General features: G+C 71.5%; 17 protein-coding genes. 9 read left to right on the forward strand and 8 right to left on the reverse strand.

Annotated features, from left to right (window positions below; genetic code table 11):
- The coding region (gene rpoB, locus ACIBF7_RS42540) for a DNA-directed RNA polymerase subunit beta (protein WP_397199649.1) at window positions 1–2,632 on the forward strand (2,632 nt) is incomplete at its 5' end.
- A 100-nt stretch (window positions 2,633–2,732) separates the two neighbouring features.
- Here the strand turns inward: rpoB and ACIBF7_RS42545 are convergent.
- Together ACIBF7_RS42545 and ACIBF7_RS42550 are read right to left on the reverse strand one after the other, a co-directional pair.
- Entirely contained in the window at window positions 2,733–3,644 is a 912-nt protein-coding gene (locus ACIBF7_RS42545) for an RNA polymerase sigma-70 factor (RefSeq protein ID WP_397199650.1), read from the reverse strand.
- A gap of 19 nt (window positions 3,645–3,663) precedes the next feature.
- Window positions 3,664–4,047, reverse strand: a complete 384-nt coding sequence (locus ACIBF7_RS42550) for a DoxX family protein (RefSeq protein WP_219547490.1) — start codon at window positions 4,045–4,047, stop codon at window positions 3,664–3,666.
- 149 nt (window positions 4,048–4,196) lie between these two features.
- Here ACIBF7_RS42550 and ACIBF7_RS42555 point away from each other — a divergent pair, with 149 nt between their 5' ends.
- Window positions 4,197–4,790: a dihydrofolate reductase family protein gene (locus tag ACIBF7_RS42555; RefSeq protein WP_397199651.1), complete on the forward strand. Its 594-nt coding sequence runs from the start codon at window positions 4,197–4,199 to the stop codon at window positions 4,788–4,790.
- Here the strand turns inward: ACIBF7_RS42555 and ACIBF7_RS42560 are convergent.
- Window positions 4,769–5,866, reverse strand: coding sequence for a GNAT family N-acetyltransferase (locus tag ACIBF7_RS42560; RefSeq protein ID WP_397199652.1), 1,098 nt, complete (start codon window positions 5,864–5,866; stop codon window positions 4,769–4,771). The genes ACIBF7_RS42555 and ACIBF7_RS42560 overlap by 22 nt on opposite strands.
- A 30-nt stretch (window positions 5,867–5,896) precedes the next feature.
- Here ACIBF7_RS42560 and ACIBF7_RS42565 point away from each other — a divergent pair, with 30 nt between their 5' ends.
- Window positions 5,897–6,352, forward strand: a complete 456-nt coding sequence (locus ACIBF7_RS42565; RefSeq protein ID WP_397199653.1) for a MarR family winged helix-turn-helix transcriptional regulator — start codon at window positions 5,897–5,899, stop codon at window positions 6,350–6,352.
- A 12-nt stretch (window positions 6,353–6,364) separates the two neighbouring features.
- Here the strand turns inward: ACIBF7_RS42565 and ACIBF7_RS42570 are convergent, their stop codons facing one another.
- Together ACIBF7_RS42570 and ACIBF7_RS42575 are read right to left on the reverse strand one after the other, a co-directional pair.
- Entirely contained in the window at window positions 6,365–7,042 is a 678-nt protein-coding gene (locus ACIBF7_RS42570) for a response regulator (RefSeq protein ID WP_397199654.1), read from the reverse strand.
- Window positions 7,024–8,232 (reverse strand): sensor histidine kinase, encoded by a 1,209-nt coding sequence (locus ACIBF7_RS42575; protein WP_397199655.1) that lies wholly within the window; start codon window positions 8,230–8,232, stop codon window positions 7,024–7,026. The genes ACIBF7_RS42570 and ACIBF7_RS42575 overlap by 19 nt, the downstream gene beginning before the upstream one ends.
- A gap of 175 nt (window positions 8,233–8,407) precedes the next feature.
- On the opposite strand from ACIBF7_RS42575, the gene ACIBF7_RS42580 reads away from it, so the two are divergent.
- Both ACIBF7_RS42580 and ACIBF7_RS42585 read left to right on the forward strand, forming a co-directional pair.
- A complete protein-coding gene (locus ACIBF7_RS42580) occupies window positions 8,408–8,815 on the forward strand; it encodes a YciI family protein (protein ID WP_148031772.1) in 408 nt (135 codons plus the stop codon).
- Between the two features lie 6 nt (window positions 8,816–8,821).
- Window positions 8,822–9,967 (forward strand): RNA polymerase sigma factor, encoded by a 1,146-nt coding sequence (locus ACIBF7_RS42585; RefSeq protein ID WP_397199656.1) that lies wholly within the window; start codon window positions 8,822–8,824, stop codon window positions 9,965–9,967.
- 15 nt (window positions 9,968–9,982) lie between these two features.
- Here ACIBF7_RS42585 and ACIBF7_RS42590 read toward each other — a convergent pair whose 3' ends face one another.
- Together ACIBF7_RS42590 and ACIBF7_RS42595 are read right to left on the reverse strand one after the other, a co-directional pair.
- Window positions 9,983–10,639 (reverse strand): alpha/beta fold hydrolase, encoded by a 657-nt coding sequence (locus tag ACIBF7_RS42590; RefSeq protein WP_148031770.1) that lies wholly within the window; start codon window positions 10,637–10,639, stop codon window positions 9,983–9,985.
- 39 nt (window positions 10,640–10,678) lie between these two features.
- Window positions 10,679–11,257: a helix-turn-helix domain-containing protein gene (locus ACIBF7_RS42595; protein ID WP_397199657.1), complete on the reverse strand. Its 579-nt coding sequence runs from the start codon at window positions 11,255–11,257 to the stop codon at window positions 10,679–10,681.
- A 96-nt stretch (window positions 11,258–11,353) separates the two neighbouring features.
- On the opposite strand from ACIBF7_RS42595, the gene ACIBF7_RS42600 reads away from it, so the two are divergent.
- The 4 genes from ACIBF7_RS42600 (at window position 11,354) to ACIBF7_RS42615 (ending at window position 13,969) form a co-directional block, all read left to right on the forward strand.
- Window positions 11,354–11,827 (forward strand): DinB family protein, encoded by a 474-nt coding sequence (locus tag ACIBF7_RS42600; protein ID WP_397199658.1) that lies wholly within the window; start codon window positions 11,354–11,356, stop codon window positions 11,825–11,827.
- Between the two features lie 193 nt (window positions 11,828–12,020).
- Window positions 12,021–12,419, forward strand: coding sequence for a VOC family protein (locus tag ACIBF7_RS42605; RefSeq protein ID WP_187281173.1), 399 nt, complete (start codon window positions 12,021–12,023; stop codon window positions 12,417–12,419).
- 12 nt (window positions 12,420–12,431) lie between these two features.
- On the forward strand, window positions 12,432–12,770 hold the full coding sequence (locus ACIBF7_RS42610; protein ID WP_187281172.1) for a YciI family protein: 339 nt from the start codon (window positions 12,432–12,434) through the stop codon (window positions 12,768–12,770).
- Window positions 12,767–13,969, forward strand: coding sequence for an RNA polymerase sigma factor (locus ACIBF7_RS42615; RefSeq protein ID WP_397199659.1), 1,203 nt, complete (start codon window positions 12,767–12,769; stop codon window positions 13,967–13,969). Before ACIBF7_RS42610 ends, ACIBF7_RS42615 begins: the two co-directional genes overlap by 4 nt.
- A gap of 2 nt (window positions 13,970–13,971) precedes the next feature.
- Here ACIBF7_RS42615 and ACIBF7_RS42620 read toward each other — a convergent pair whose 3' ends face one another.
- Window positions 13,972–14,640, reverse strand: a complete 669-nt coding sequence (locus ACIBF7_RS42620) for a hypothetical protein (protein WP_397199660.1) — start codon at window positions 14,638–14,640, stop codon at window positions 13,972–13,974.
- Window positions 14,641–14,706: the final 66 nt, after the last annotated feature.

The raw sequence follows: 14,706 nt of genomic DNA on the forward strand, positions 1-14,706 counted from the left end.
GCAGACCCTGCTGGAGAACCTGTATTTCAACCCGAAGCGTTACGACCTGGCGAAGGTCGGCCGCTACAAGATCAACAAGAAGCTCGGCGTCGGCGCCGACATCTCCCAGGGCACGCTGACCGAGGAAGACATCGTCTCGATCATCGAATACCTGGTGCGGCTGCACGCCGGCGAGACCTCGATGGGTGAGGCCGTCGTGGAGGTCGACGACATCGACCACTTCGGCAACCGCCGCATCCGCAGCGTCGGCGAGCTCATCCAGAACCAGGTCCGCCTGGGCCTGGCCCGCATGGAGCGCGTCGTCCGCGAGCGGATGACCACGCAGGACGTCGAGGCGATCACGCCGCAGACCCTGATCAACATCCGCCCGGTGGTGGCGTCGATCAAGGAGTTCTTCGGCACCTCCCAGCTGTCCCAGTTCATGGACCACACCAACCCGCTGGCCGGCCTGACGCACAAGCGGCGGCTGAACGCGCTCGGCCCCGGCGGCCTGTCGCGTGAGCGGGCGGGCATGGAGGTCCGCGACGTGCACCCGTCCCACTACGGCCGGATGTGCCCGATCGAGACTCCCGAAGGCCCCAACATCGGCCTGATCGGCTCGCTCGCCTCCTTCGCCAGGCTCAACCCGTTCGGCTTCATCGAGACGCCCTACCGCAAGGTCGTCGACAGCAAGGTGACCGACCAGATCGTGTACCTCACCGCCGACGAGGAAGACCGCTACGTCATCGCCCAGGCCAACTCCCCGCTGTCGGCCGACGGCGGGTTCGCCGAACGGCGCGTGCTGGTCCGCACCAAGGGCGGCGAGTTCGAGTACGTACGCTCCGACGACGTGCATTACATGGACGTGTCGCCGCGCCAGATGGTGTCGGTCGCCACCGCGATGATCCCGTTCCTGGAGCACGACGACGCCAACCGGGCGCTCATGGGCGCCAACATGATGCGCCAGTCGGTGCCGCTGCTCAAGAGCGAGGCGCCGCTGGTCGGCACCGGCATGGAATACCGTGCCGCGACCGATCCCGGCGACATGGTGATCGCGGAGAAGGCAGGGGTGGCCGAGGAGGTCTCGGCGGATTACATCACCGTGGCCAACGACGACGGCACCCGCACCACTTACCGGGTGGCCAAGTTCAAGCGGTCCAACCAGGGCACCTCGTTCAACCAGAAGCCGATCGTGGCCGAGGGTGACCGGATCGAGGTCAACCAGGTCATCGCCGACGGTCCCTGCACCGAGAACGGCGAGATGGCGCTGGGCAAGAACCTCCTGGTGGCGTTCATGCCGTGGGAGGGCCACAACTACGAAGACGCGATCATCCTGTCCCAGCGGCTGGTGCAGGACGACGTGCTGTCCTCGATCCACATCGAGGAGCACGAGGTCGACGCCCGTGACACGAAGCTGGGCCCTGAGGAGATCACCCGGGACATCCCGAACGTCTCCGAGGAGGTGCTGGCTGATCTCGACGAGCGCGGCATCATCCGGATCGGCGCCGAGGTGGTTCCCGGCGACATCCTGGTCGGCAAGGTCACGCCGAAGGGTGAGACCGAGCTGACTCCGGAGGAGCGGCTGCTGCGGGCGATCTTCGGTGAGAAGGCGCGTGAGGTGCGTGACACCTCGCTGAAGGTGCCGCACGGTGAGCAGGGCAAGGTCATCGGGGTTCGGGTGTTCTCCCGTGAGGAGGGCGACGAGCTGCCGCCGGGGGTCAACGAGCTGGTGCGCGTGTACGTGGCGCAGAAGCGTAAGATCACCGATGGTGACAAGCTGGCCGGCCGTCACGGCAACAAGGGCGTCATCTCGAAGATCCTGCCGGTGGAGGACATGCCGTTCCTGGAGGACGGCACGCCGGTCGACATCATCCTCAACCCGCTGGGCGTGCCCGGCCGGATGAACGTGGGCCAGGTGCTGGAGACCCATCTGGGGTGGATCGCCGCCCGGGGCTGGGACATCACCGGCATCCAGGAGGCGTGGGCCGAGCGGCTGCGCGAGAAGGGCTTCGAACGCGTCGAGCCCGGCACCAACGTCGCCACGCCCGTCTTCGACGGCGCCCACGAAGAGGAGATCATCGGTCTGCTCGACAACACCGTCCCCAACCGCGACGGCGACCGGCTGGTGGAGCGCAGCGGGAAGGCCCGGCTGTTCGACGGTCGTTCCGGCGAGCCGTTCCCGCACCCCATCGCCGTGGGCTACATCTACATCCTGAAGCTCCACCACCTGGTCGACGACAAGATCCACGCGCGGTCGACCGGCCCGTACTCCATGATCACCCAGCAGCCGCTCGGCGGTAAGGCCCAGTTCGGCGGCCAGCGCTTCGGTGAGATGGAGGTGTGGGCGCTGGAGGCCTACGGCGCCGCCTACGCCCTGCAGGAGCTGCTGACCATCAAGTCCGACGACGTTCTCGGCCGGGTGAAGGTCTACGAGGCCATCGTCAAGGGCGAGAACATCCCCGAGCCCGGCATCCCGGAGTCCTTCAAGGTGCTGATCAAGGAGATGCAGTCGCTCTGCCTCAACGTCGAGGTGCTCTCCACCGATGGCATGTCCATCGAGATGCGCGACACCGACGAGGACGTCTTCCGCGCCGCGGAGGAGCTCGGCATCGACCTGTCCCGGCGTGAGCCGAGCAGCGTGGAAGAGGTCTGACCCGGGCTCGGAGCCGGACGGCACGTCTCGGGCGAGGACGAGCGCCATCAGGCACTCGTCCTCGCCGGAGCGCCTCACATCCGGGAACCAACCCGGGTTGTCACCGCGCCCGCCGTGCCTCGCGGTCGATCGCCCAGGCGTCCGCCACCGGGCCCACGTGCCCGAGCTTGTCGGGGTTGATCACCGCGCGGATCGTCTGGATCCGCCCGTCGAGGACGTCCAGCGCGAGGGTGTGGAGCACCTTCCCGTCCCGGTCGCGGAAGATCGCGCCCGGCTCGCCGTTGACGTCGTGCGGCTCGAACGCCACGTCGATCAGGGCCATCCGGGGGAAGACGGAGGCGAGCAGCCTGGCCACGTTCCCGGCGCCGGCGACGGCCCTGGCCAGTTGCGGGGCCTTGCCGCCGCCGTCGCCGACCATCGACACGTCGGCCGCGAGCAACTCCTGGAGGCCGGCGACGTCGCCTTCGCGCAGCGCGTCGAAGAACCGCGACGCCAGGGCCTCCCGCTCCCTGCGATCCGCTTCGAAGCGGGGCCGTCCCTCGGTCATGTGGCGCCGCGCCCGCACGGCGAGCTGGCGGCACGCCGCCTCCGAACGTCCGACGGCCGCCGCTACCTCGGGGAAGCCGAAGCCGAACACCTCCCGCAGCACGAAGACCGCCCGCTCCAGCGGGCTGAGCCGCTCCAGCAGCAGCAGGGCCGCCGTCGACACCGAGTCGGCCAGCTCCGCCGACCGCTCCGGATCCTCGTAGGGGTCGGCGAGCAGCGGCTCCGGAAGCCACGGCCCGAGGTACTCCTCCCGCCGGACGCGGGCCGAGCGCAGCACGTCGATCGCGATCCTGGTGACCGTGGCCGACAGGAAAGCCCTGACCGACCTGGGCCGGGCGGGGGAGGCCTGGAAGCGCAGCCAGGTCTCCTGGACCGCGTCCTCGGCCTCGCTCACACTGCCCAGGATCCGGTACGCGATCGAGAACAGCAGCGGCCGCAGCTCCTCGAACTCCTCGGTCCTGCTCATGACGGCTCCTCCCCGCCGGTCAGCCGACGAAGGACTCGGGGCCGAAGCGGCCCCACGCGATGAACGCGGCGATGGCGAGATATACCAGGTTCAGCGCCGAGAGAGAGTACTCGCCGCGGCGGCCGTGCGTGATCATCGCCCCGATCATCAGCAGGACCCAGCACACGGCGGTCACCGGCACCAGAACCGGCGCGATGCCGAGCACGGCGGGCAGGATCAGGCCCAGCGCGGCCAGGAGTTCGAGAACGCCCAGGGTCTTGACGAAGCCCGCGCTGACGTCACCGGTCCATCCTCCGCCGTGGGCCGCGGCCAGTTTCTCCCTCGGCACGAAAGTCTTGGTGATGCCGCCGAGCAGGGCAACCGCGGCCAGCAGTCCGGCAGCGATCCACAGCGCGAGATTCATCGTCCATCCCTCAATCGAAGATTGCCTCTACCCCGTAGACGAGACAGCGGCTCCCGCCTGTGACATGCCGGTTAAGCCCGCCATGTCGAGAACGGGCGCCCGGCTCCGTCCTCGCGGATGACAGGCTCCACGACTGCCAGGAGGCCGGAATGCGGAAAGTGATCGCGAACGAGTGGATGACGCTGGACGGGGTGGTGCAGTCACCCAGCTACGCCGACGAGGACGCGGCCGGCGGCTTCACGCACGGCGGCTGGCACGCCCGCTACTTCGACGACCTGTCGATGAAGTGGGTGATCGACAACGTCCGCGGCGCGGGCGGCTACCTGCTGGGGCGCGGCACGTACGAGATCTTCGCCGCCCACTGGCCGGACGCGCCGCAGGACCAGCAGGTGCTCGCCGAGCCCCTGAACGCGTTGCCGAAGTACGTCGCCTCGACCACCCTCGCCGAGCCGCTCGGCTGGCGGAACGCGAGGCTGCTGGGGGACGATGCCGGCGCGGCCGTGCGAGCGCTGAAAACGGAGGAAGGCGGCGACCTGCATGTGATCGGCAGCCCGGGACTCGTCCAGACCCTGCTGGCCCTGGGCCTGCTGGACGAGCTCCGGCTCATGATCGACCCGCTGGTGGTGGGCGGCGGCAAGCGTCTCTTCCGTGACGACGGCGCGCTCCGGTCGCTGCGGCTGGCCGACAGCCAGGTGACCGGCACGGGCGCGATCATCGCTACCTATGCCACCACGGGCGGCTGACCCGCCGCCGGGACGGGCTCGTGCGCGGGCACCGGCTTGGTGAGGAAGGCCGTCGCGCCGTCGGACGACTCCGTCCGGTAGCCCTGGGCGTGGTAGAGGGCGAGGTTGCGTCGGCTCTCGGCGCCGGTGCGCAGCACGAAGCGGCGGCAGCCGGCCTCGGCCGCGGCTTCGGCCCGGCCCAGCAGCCAGCGCCCCACGCCCCGGCCGCGCAGGTCGGGGACGACGCCGAGCCGGCCCACGTGCCAGTCGTCGTCCACACGGCGCGCCCGTACCATGCCCAGGAGCCGGCCGTCCTGCCACAGGCCCGTGGTGTGCCAGGTGGCCAGCCATGCGCCCACCCGCTCCAGCGACTCGCCGAGAGCGGGGACGGCCAGCGTGTCGTTGGCCAGCGCCTCCTCCATCCAGCAGCAGCGCTGCAGCACCAGGACCTCCCCGGCGTCGCCGGGGGTCAGCTCTCTCACGTACGAGCCCGGCAGCGGCCCCGGCTGCGACCGGGCCTGCTCGCGCAGCGGCCGGAGGGCGCGGGCGACCCGGACCAGCTCGTCCAGGACCCCCACGGCGATCGCGGCGCGGCCGGCGTCGGGGCGGACCCGCCCGTTCTCCATGGTGTCGCCGATGCGCAGGGCGAGCGTGGCGCCCAGGGGCACCAGCCGCAGCGTGGTCACCACCTGCTTGGCGTGCTGGACCGACCGGGTGCCGGCCGAGGTGTTGCCGTAGCTGACGAACCCCATCGGCTTCCACGCCCACTCGCGGCCGAGGTAGTCGAGGGCGTTCTTGAGGATGGCGGGCATGCCGTAGTTGTACTCGGGGGTGACCGCGATGAAGCCGTCGGCCGCGTCCACCGTCGCGCTCCACCGCTTGGTGTGCTCGTGCCGGTAGACGCCGGACGCGGGCTCGTCCTCCTCGTCCAGGAACGGCAGGCCGAGGTCGCGCAGGGCCACCGGCACGAGCTCCACGCCGAGCTCCGCGGCGCGGGGCGCGACCGTCTCGGCCAGCCACTCCGCCACCGCCGGGCCCCGGGCGCCGGGACGGGAGCTGCACATCAGGACGAGGACCCGCACAGTTTTCGTTGACATGGAAACGAACGTAGCTGGTAACTTGTTTACATGTCAAAGAAACCGCCGGGGACGGTCCGCTGGCTCGACCCGGACGAGGAACGGGCCTGGCGCGCCCTGCGCCGCATGATGATCGCCGTCCAGTCGCGCACCGCGCACGACCTGGCCGCGATCGGCCTGTCCGATCCCGACTACGAAGTGCTGAGCACGCTCTCCGAGCGTCCGGGCCGCACCAGCACGCTGCACGAGCAGGCGGCCAAGATGGGCTGGTCACGCAGCCGCCTGTCCCGGCACGCCACCCGCATGGAGGCCCGGGGTCTGCTGCGGCGCGAGCCCGATCCGGCCGACGGCCGGGGCTGCTATCTCGTCCTCACCGAACGCGGCCTGGAGACGCTGGAGGACGCCGCCCCCGCCCACCTGGAGTCGGTCCGCCGCCACGTCATCGACCGGCTCTCACCCGCGGACCTCTCCGCCCTGGAAGCCATCGCCCGCAAGCTCGACGGCTGAGGTGCGGCCGGATCAGCGCCGCTCCTCCGGCCCGCCCGGCCGGCCCCGGAGGTAGGCGAGGACGGCGAGGACGCGGCGGTGGTCGTCCCCCGCCGGGGGCAGGTCGAGCTTGGCCAGGATGCCGGCGATGTGCTTGGACACCGCCGCCTCGGAGACCACCAGCGCGCGGGCGACGGCGGCGTTGGAGCGGCCCTCCGCGACCAGTCCGAGCACCTCACGCTCGCGCGAGGTCAGCCGGGACAGCGGCGCGCGGCGGCGGCTCAGCAACTGCCGCACCACCTCCGGGTCCACGACCGTGCGCCCCGCGGCGACCCGCTCCACCGCGTCCACGAACTCCCGCACGTCGCCGATCCGGTCCTTCAGCAGGTAGCCGATGCCGGAGCCGCCGTCCGAGTCGAGGAGTTCGGCCGCGTACGTCTGCTCGACGTACTGGCTGAGCACCAGCACGGCGAGCCCCGGGTGGGAGGCGCGCAGCGTGAGCGCGGCGCGGAGCCCTTCGTCGGTGAAGCCGGGCGGCATGCGGACGTCGGCGACGACGATGTCGGGCTCGTGCTCGGCCACGGCGGCGATCAGCGCCGCTCCGTCGCCGACCGAGGCGACGACCTCGTGGCCGAACCGGTCGAGGAGCCCGGCGAGCCCCTCACGGAGCAGCACACCGTCCTCGGCGAGGGCTACCCGGAGACGGGGCATGGGATCTCCACACGCAGCGACGTCGGCCCGCCCGGCGGGCTGGACAGGGTCATCAGGCCGTCGGTGACGGCCACGCGGTCCGCGAGCCCGGCCAGCCCGGACCCGGCCGCCGGGTCGGCGCCCCCCACCCCGTCGTCGCCCACCTCCAGCACCAGCACGCCGTCGCGGAGCCGGGCGCGCACGAAACCGCGCCGTGCCCCGCTGTGCTTGGCGAGGTTGGCCATAGCCTCCGACACGACGTAGTAGGCGGTCACCTCGATCGACGGCGGCAACCGGCCGGGCAGCGAGACGTCGACGTCGACGGGAACGGGGGAGCGGCCCGCCACGTCGCGCACGGCCGCGCCGAGCCCCCGGTCGGTGAGCACCTGGGGGTGGACGCCCCTGATCAGCTCGCGCAGCTCGGCCAGGGCGCGTCCGGCCTCCTCGTGCGCCTCGGCGAGCTGCGCCTCGGCGGGCGAACCCGGGGGCAGGTCGAGCCGGGCCAGCCCGAGCTTCATGCTGAGGGCCACCAGCCGCTGCTGGGCGCCGTCGTGCAGGTCACGCTCGATCCGGCGGCGTTCGACCTCGAACGCGTCGACCAGCCGGGCGCGCGAGCGGATGATCTCCGCGTCGCGCGGCGCCAGGACAGCCCGTACGAGCAACGCGCGGGTGCCGGCCCACGCGGTCATCATGTACGCGAAGAGCGGCGACAGCAGCAGCCCGGCGGCGATCAGCGGCAGGCTCTCCACCAGGTGCAGGCTCGGCTGGAACGGCGCCGACAGCAGCATCAGCGGCAGCCAGATCGCCGACGAGACGAATCCCAGGTCCATCCACCACATCACGGACACCGCGATGACGGTGAATCCCAGCTCCCGCCAGGTCGCCTGCTCGCGCAGGCGGGTGGCGAGCCAGGCGCGCGGACCGGGCCGCGGCGGCCTGACGTGCGGGTCGTCGACGGGCGCGCGGTCCACCAGCCGGAGCCGCCACCGCTCGAACGCCGCCGCCGGCAGGGAGAGCACGGCCAGCGCGAGCAGCGCGCCCCCCGCCGCGACCCCGACGCCGTAGGCGTAGGCCGCGTAGATCGCCACGCACGCCGCCACCGCGTGGATCGCGCTGCCCAGCAGGTAGGCCAGCGACCGCCAGGGCCACGACGAGCGGAGGAACGCCGACGGCCGGCGGGTCACGGCGGCCAGGGCGGTGGGGGCGAGCACCCCACGACGCTAACCGATCCGGGTGCGCGGGCACGGTAGTGCTGGGTCTACCTCTGCCTCACTCACGGCGGAGGCTTCAGGAAAAATGTCGCGGTGGGATGTCGAGAACGCGTGGGCGGCTCCGTCCCAGAGTCGAGCACGGCCACCATGGCCGTACCGCACCAAGGAGGACATCATGGCCAAGTACCTGCTGCTCAAGCACTACCGGGGCGCCCCGGCAGCGGTCAACGACGTGCCGATGGACAAGTGGACGCCGGAGGAGGTCACGGCCCACGTGAAGTACATGGACGACTTCGCCGCCCGGCTCGAAGGCACCGGCGAGTTCGTCGACGGTCAGGCGCTCTCCCCGGAGGGCACGTTCGTCCGCTACGACGGCGAGGGGCGGCCGCCGGTCACCGACGGCCCGTTCGCGGAGACGAAGGACCTGATCGCCGGCTGGATGGTGATCGACGTCGACAGCTACGAGCGGGCGCTCGAACTGGCCGCCGAGCTGTCCGCGGCTCCGGGCGCGGGCGGGGAACCGATCCACGAGTGGCTCGAACTGCGCCCGTTCCTGACCGCGCACCCGACCATCACGGAGTGACGAACGGTGGATGAGTCCCTCCTGCGGACCCTCACCCCCACCGTGATCGGCGTTCTCGTCCGCCGCGGAGCGGACTTCGCGGCGGCCGAGGACGCCGTGCAGGACGCCCTGGTCGAGGCCGTACGCGTGTGGCCGGACGACCCGCCACGGGACCCGAAGGGCTGGCTGGTCACCGTGGCGTGGCGCAAGTTCCTCGACGCCGCCCGCGCCGACACCGCCAGGCGGCACCGCGAGGAGCGCGCCGAGGGTGAGCCCGTGCCCGGGGCGGGGGAGGAGGTGGACGACACGCTCCAGCTGTACTTCCTGTGCGCGCACCCGTCCCTGACACCGGCTTCGGCCGTAGCGCTCACGCTGCGCGCGGTCGGCGGCCTGACCACGCGTCAGATCGCGCAGGCGTACCTCGTGCCGGAGGCGACCATGGCCCAGCGGATCAGCAGGGCCAAGCGGACCGTCGCGGGCGTCCGGTTCAACCAGCCCGGTGACGTCGCCACCGTGCTGCGCGTGCTCTACCTGGTCTTCAACGAGGGCTACTCCGGTGACGTCGACCTCGCCGCCGAGGCGATCAGGCTCACCCGCCAGCTGGCGGCCAGGATCGACCACGAGGAGGTCGCGGGCCTGCTCGCGCTCATGCTGCTGCACCACGCCCGGCGCCCGGCGCGGACCGGCTCGGACGGCAGGCTCGTGCCGCTCGCCGAGCAGGACCGCGGCCTGTGGGACACCCGCCTGATCGCCGAGGGCGTCGACGTGCTGCAGGCGGCACTCGCCCGCGACCGCCTGGGCGAGTTCCAGGCCCAGGCTGCCGTCGCCGCGCTCCATGCCGACGCCCAGACGGCCGAGGAGACCGACTGGGTGCAGATCGTCGAGTGGTACGACGAGCTGGTGCGCCTCACCGGCAGCCCGGTGGCCCGGCTCAACCGGGCCGTCGCCGTCGGCGAGGCCGACGGCCCGCGGGCCGGCCTGGCCGCCCTGGCGGAGCTCGACCCCGGCCTGCCCCGCCACACCGCCGTCGCGGCGTACCTGCGCGAGCGTGACGGCGACCTGGTCACCGCGGCACGGCTCTACGCCGAGGCCGCCCGGTCGGCGTCCAGCCTCCCCGAACGCGACCACCTCACGCGGCAGGCCGCACGGCTCAACGCGCGGCTGCGCGCCTGACCCGGCCCGGGGCCGTCACGGCAGGAGCCCCACCAGGTAGCCGGCCAGCTCGCCCGGCCGCGACAGCATCACCATGTGGCCGCCGGGCATCTCGTCGGGGACGATGCCGAGCCGCTCCTTCACGTGGCGGCGCACGAATCCGGGCGTGAAGCAGCGGTCGTCGCGGCAGAGCAGGTATCTCGTGGGCACGTCCGGCCAGGCGGCCAGCGGCCAGGGCTCGCGACCGGCCCGGTCCATGCTCACGTCCCCGGCGAGCGCGGCGTCGTGGGCCAGCACCCGCTCGGCCAGCTCACGGGGTACGTCCTGCAGGTAGAGCTCGTACTCGTCGTCGATGCCGGACGGGGGCCGGCCGCTCCGTTCCCACCAGTCGTCCGGCGTCTCGCCGGGGCTCGGGATCATGGCGGTGACCAGCACGAGCGCGGCGGCCTCCACCCGCGCGCAGACGAGCGGGCCCACGAAGCCGCCCCACGAATGCGCGACCACGACGAGGTCGCGGCGCTCGCCGACCGCCCGGACGACGGCGTCGGCGTAGTCCCACAGCCCTGCCCTCGGATCGGACATGGGCAGGTCCACCGCGACCGTGTCATGCCCGCGGCCGCGCAGCTCGGCTTCGAGCAGGTGCCAGTCGAAGGCGCTCCCGCCGCCGCCGTGGATGAGCGCGAAGGTCGTCATGACGGTGATGACCGCCGGCGGCGCGGAAACTCATCGGGGTCATGGCGTGGAGACCGAGAGGTGGGCGCGTTCTCCCTGGGCGCCGAAGAGCATGAGCAGCTCCGCGGGCTTGTCGGCGGTGTTGCCGATCCAGTGCGGCAGCCTGGTGTCGAACTCGGCCGCCTCGCCGGGGCCGAGCCGCAGGTCGCGGTCGCCGACGACGAGCCGGACGTGCCCGGACATGACGTAGAACCACTCGTAGCCTTCGTGCCCCCGCGGGCTCGGCGTGAGGTCGGCGCCGGCGGGCGGATGGATCACCTTGAACGCCTGGATGCCGCCGGCGCGCCGGGTCAGCGGTATGAACGTCAGCCCGTACCGGTGGACGGGCGGCATGTGGACGCGCGGGTCGCCGGTGGGCGGCGCGTCGACCAGTTCGTCGAGGGTCACGCCGTGCGTCCGGGCCAGCGGGAGCAACTGCTCCAGGGTCGGGCGGAGCCGCCCGTTCTCCAGGCGCGAGAGCGTGCTGGGCGTCAGGCCGGTCAGCTCCGCCAGCTCGGCCAGGGTCGCCCCGCGCGCCAGGCGCAGCGCCTTCAGCCGCGGCCCGACACCGGCCGGCACGTCGCTCCGAGGTTCGGCCATGCCCCGATTTTGCGGATCCGCAACGTCCTTTGCAAATCCCGCATGGCCGCGCGGATCCTTGCTTGCTCCCGGACCTTTCCAGATTGAGGAGAACGGATGATGTCCGCCAGCGCCGTGCGCGCCCAACTGGACGCCTTCCTGGACGAGTACCGCTCCCGGTTGCACGACAGCCTCGAAGGGCTCACCGAGGACGAGGCTCGAAGGCGTCTCGTACCGTCGAGGACGACCCCGCTGGGGCTCGTCAAGCATGTCACCTACGTCGAAGGCGTCTGGTTCGACCAGGCGATCACCGGCCGTTCGTACGAGGAGATCGGGATCGCCTCCACGCCGGATCGTTCCTTCGCCCTGGGGCGGGACGACACGATCGCGTCCGTCCGGGCCGCCTACCGGGACATCTGCGAGACGTCCCGCAGGAACACGGCCTCCCTGGACCTCGACGCCGTCGTCACGGGACGCGGCGAGCGCTTCCTGTGGCAGATCCACCTGCACATGCTGCGCGAGCTCGCCCAGCACCTCGGCCATGCCGACATCCTCCGGGAACAGATCCTCGCGGCTCGGTGCCTCGGTTAAAAATCTACAGTGTAAAGGCGTCCGATCAGTGAAGTAATCAGCAGCACCTGTCGTATCGGGGCCTCGGCCGATCGTCTGTGAGATAAGAGCCAGGCTGTCAGCGGGGATGTCGGGTCGCGGACACGTGACGCGAGCATGGGGCATCGCGCGGACAGCCGGGGAACCTCGCCGACCCAGCCCGAAGGAGCGCATCATGAATCCCACGCTGAACACGATCGACATCGTGGTGTCCGACCTGGACGCCTCGATCGCCTTCTATGCCCGGCTCGGGCTCGAGTTCAAGGTGGACGAGCACTCGCCCGGACACGCCGGCTGCGACCTGCCGAACGGGCTGCATGTGATGCTGGACACCGAGGGTTTCCGCACGCCGTTCCTGCCCGGCTGGAGCGCGCCGACCGGCGGGCCGCGTACTCTGCTGTGTTTCGAGTTCGAGACCCCGGCCGGGGTGGACGCCAGGTACGCCGAGCTCGTCGAGGCGGGCCACCGGGGGATCGCCGAGCCGTTCGACGCGTTCTGGGGGATGCGCTACGCCACGGTGGCCGACCCGGACGGGAACGGTGTCGACCTGTACGCCGCCCTCCCGGCGAGCTGAAGGGGAGTCGTCATGAAGTACGTGCTGATGTTCATCGAGACCGAGGAGTTCGCCCACCAGCTGGAGGCGATGGGGGAACTGGAGCGCGAAGCCGCCTACGCGGCGGTGGGGCAGTGGTTCGCCGACCACGCTGACAAGATCACCCACCATGCGCATCTGGCGCCGGTGCACACCGCCACCACGGTGCGCCTGGACCAGGGCGAGCCGGTCGTCACCGACGGGCCGTTCGTGGAGGGCAAGGAGGTGGTCAGCGGGTTCGCCGAGCTCGAGGTGGCCGACCTGGACGAGGCGTTGAAGGTCGCCCGCTCGTGGCCGGCCTGCCCGATCGTGGAGATCCGCCCCCTTTCATGAGCGGGCCGGTGCACGAGGAGGTGCTGGCCGGGGTGGTGCGCGAGCACGCGGGCCGGCTGGCCGCGTCCCTGGTGTCGTTGCTGGGCGACTTCTCCGCCGCCGAGGACCTGGTGCAGGACGCGGTCGAGACCGCGCTGCGGCGCTGGCCGGTCGAGGGGGTGCCGGAGCGGCCCGACGCGTGGTTGTTCACCGTGGCCCGGCGGCGTGGCCTGGACGTGCTGCGCCGGGAGTCGAACTACCGGGCCAAGCTCGCCGGGCTCACCAGGCCGGACCCCGCCCCGCGCGACGACCGGCTGCGGCTGGTGTTCACCTGCTGCCATCCGGCGCTGTCACGCGCCGCGCAGATCGCGCTCACGTTGCGGGCGGTGTGCGGGCTGTCGGTGGCGCAGATCGCCGCGGCCTTCGTCGTGCCGGAGGCCACTGTGGCGCAGCGGATCACCCGCGCCAAACGGAAGATCGGCGAGGCCGGCATCCCGTACCGCATTCCCGCCGAGGAGGAGCTGCCGCGGCGCGTCGGCGAGGTGCTGGCGGTCGTCTATCTGTTGTTCAACGAGGGCTACCTGTCGAGCACGGCCGAGCGGGCGCAGGCGCGCGACCTGGTGGAGGAGGCCGAGTGGCTGGCCGCGCTGCTGGTGAACCTGATGCCGAAGGAGCCGGAGGCGGCCGGGCTGCTGGCGCTGATCCGGCTGCACCGGGCCCGGGGCGCGGCCCGCTTCGACCCGGCCGGGCGGCTGGTGCTGCTGGCCGATCAGGACCGCGGCCTCTGGGACCGGCAGGCCATCGAGCAGGCCACGGCGCTGCTGACGCGGACCGCCCGCGCCCACCGCCGGCCGGGGCCGTACCAGGTCCAGGCGGCGATCGTGGCCTGCCACGCGGAGGCCGGGACCTTCGCCGACACGGACTGGGCGCAGATCCTGGTGCTGTACGACATGCTGCTGCACCTGGCGCCCTCGCCCGTCACCCGGCTGCACCGGGCCGTCGCCCTGCGCCATGTCAAAGGCCCCGAGGCGGCGCTGGCCGAGCTGGAGCCACTCGGCCGGGTGCTGGAGCGTTACCCGCTCTTCCACGCCACCCGGGCTGAGCTGCTGCGTGACCTGGACCGCCGTGGGCAGGCGCGGCGGGCCGACGAGCGGGCGCTGGAGCTGACCGCCAACCCGGCCCAGCAGGCCCTGCTGGCCGATCGGCTGAGGTGGACGTGACCTCATGCGGCTGTTCCCCCTGGGCGGCGTCTGCTTCCCTCCGGTGTGAACGTGAAGGTGTCCGCGAACGCTCCCTTCCCGAATCGGATGGCCAAGAGAACGGGTTCGTCGTAGATGGGATGCCAGGTCGTTTCCCTCGACCCGGAGGTCCCGTTCCAGAGGTGTAGGAAGATGATCGGTTCGGTCGCCTGTGCGGACATGTAGGCGAGCGTCTTGCCGTAGAAGGGGTTGGTGCCGCCGAGAAGAACGGAAGGCGGGCCGAGCGCTTCCTGCACTTCGGTGAGTGTTCGGTCGTGAGCGGTCCAAGCGATGAGCTCCCGGCGCAGGGAGCCGTATTCTCCGGCGGTCAGGGTTCTGTCGGCCAGTAGCCATCCGCGATCGTGGGCCAATTCGGCATAGACCGAGGCGACGCCGTCCTCGCCGGCATCAGGCAGGACGGTTCTGAACGCTCCCGTCACGCCGAGCGAGTTGAAGGCGCCCCGCGATTCCAGGGTCCGCATCGTTTGCGCCCACTCCTGTTCCCGGTGTTCCGCGTAGACCAGATGGTCGAACAGGAGGCGCAGGGCCGTCTCGCCGCCGAACATGCCGGGCCGGCGAAGCGCCTGGTTGAGCTGGTCTTTGAGGTAGGCGCGGATCTCTGTCGAAGAGCGCGGCATGGGAGGGGGCGTCATGATGCTCCTTCGACGTCGCCTTCACCCACGCACGCCACGGGCCTGATGCATCGGGGCGGTGCCACT

The sequence above is a fragment of the Nonomuraea sp. NPDC050478 genome, assembly GCF_044458265.1.
Classification (GTDB): domain Bacteria; phylum Actinomycetota; class Actinomycetes; order Streptosporangiales; family Streptosporangiaceae; genus Nonomuraea; species Nonomuraea ferruginea.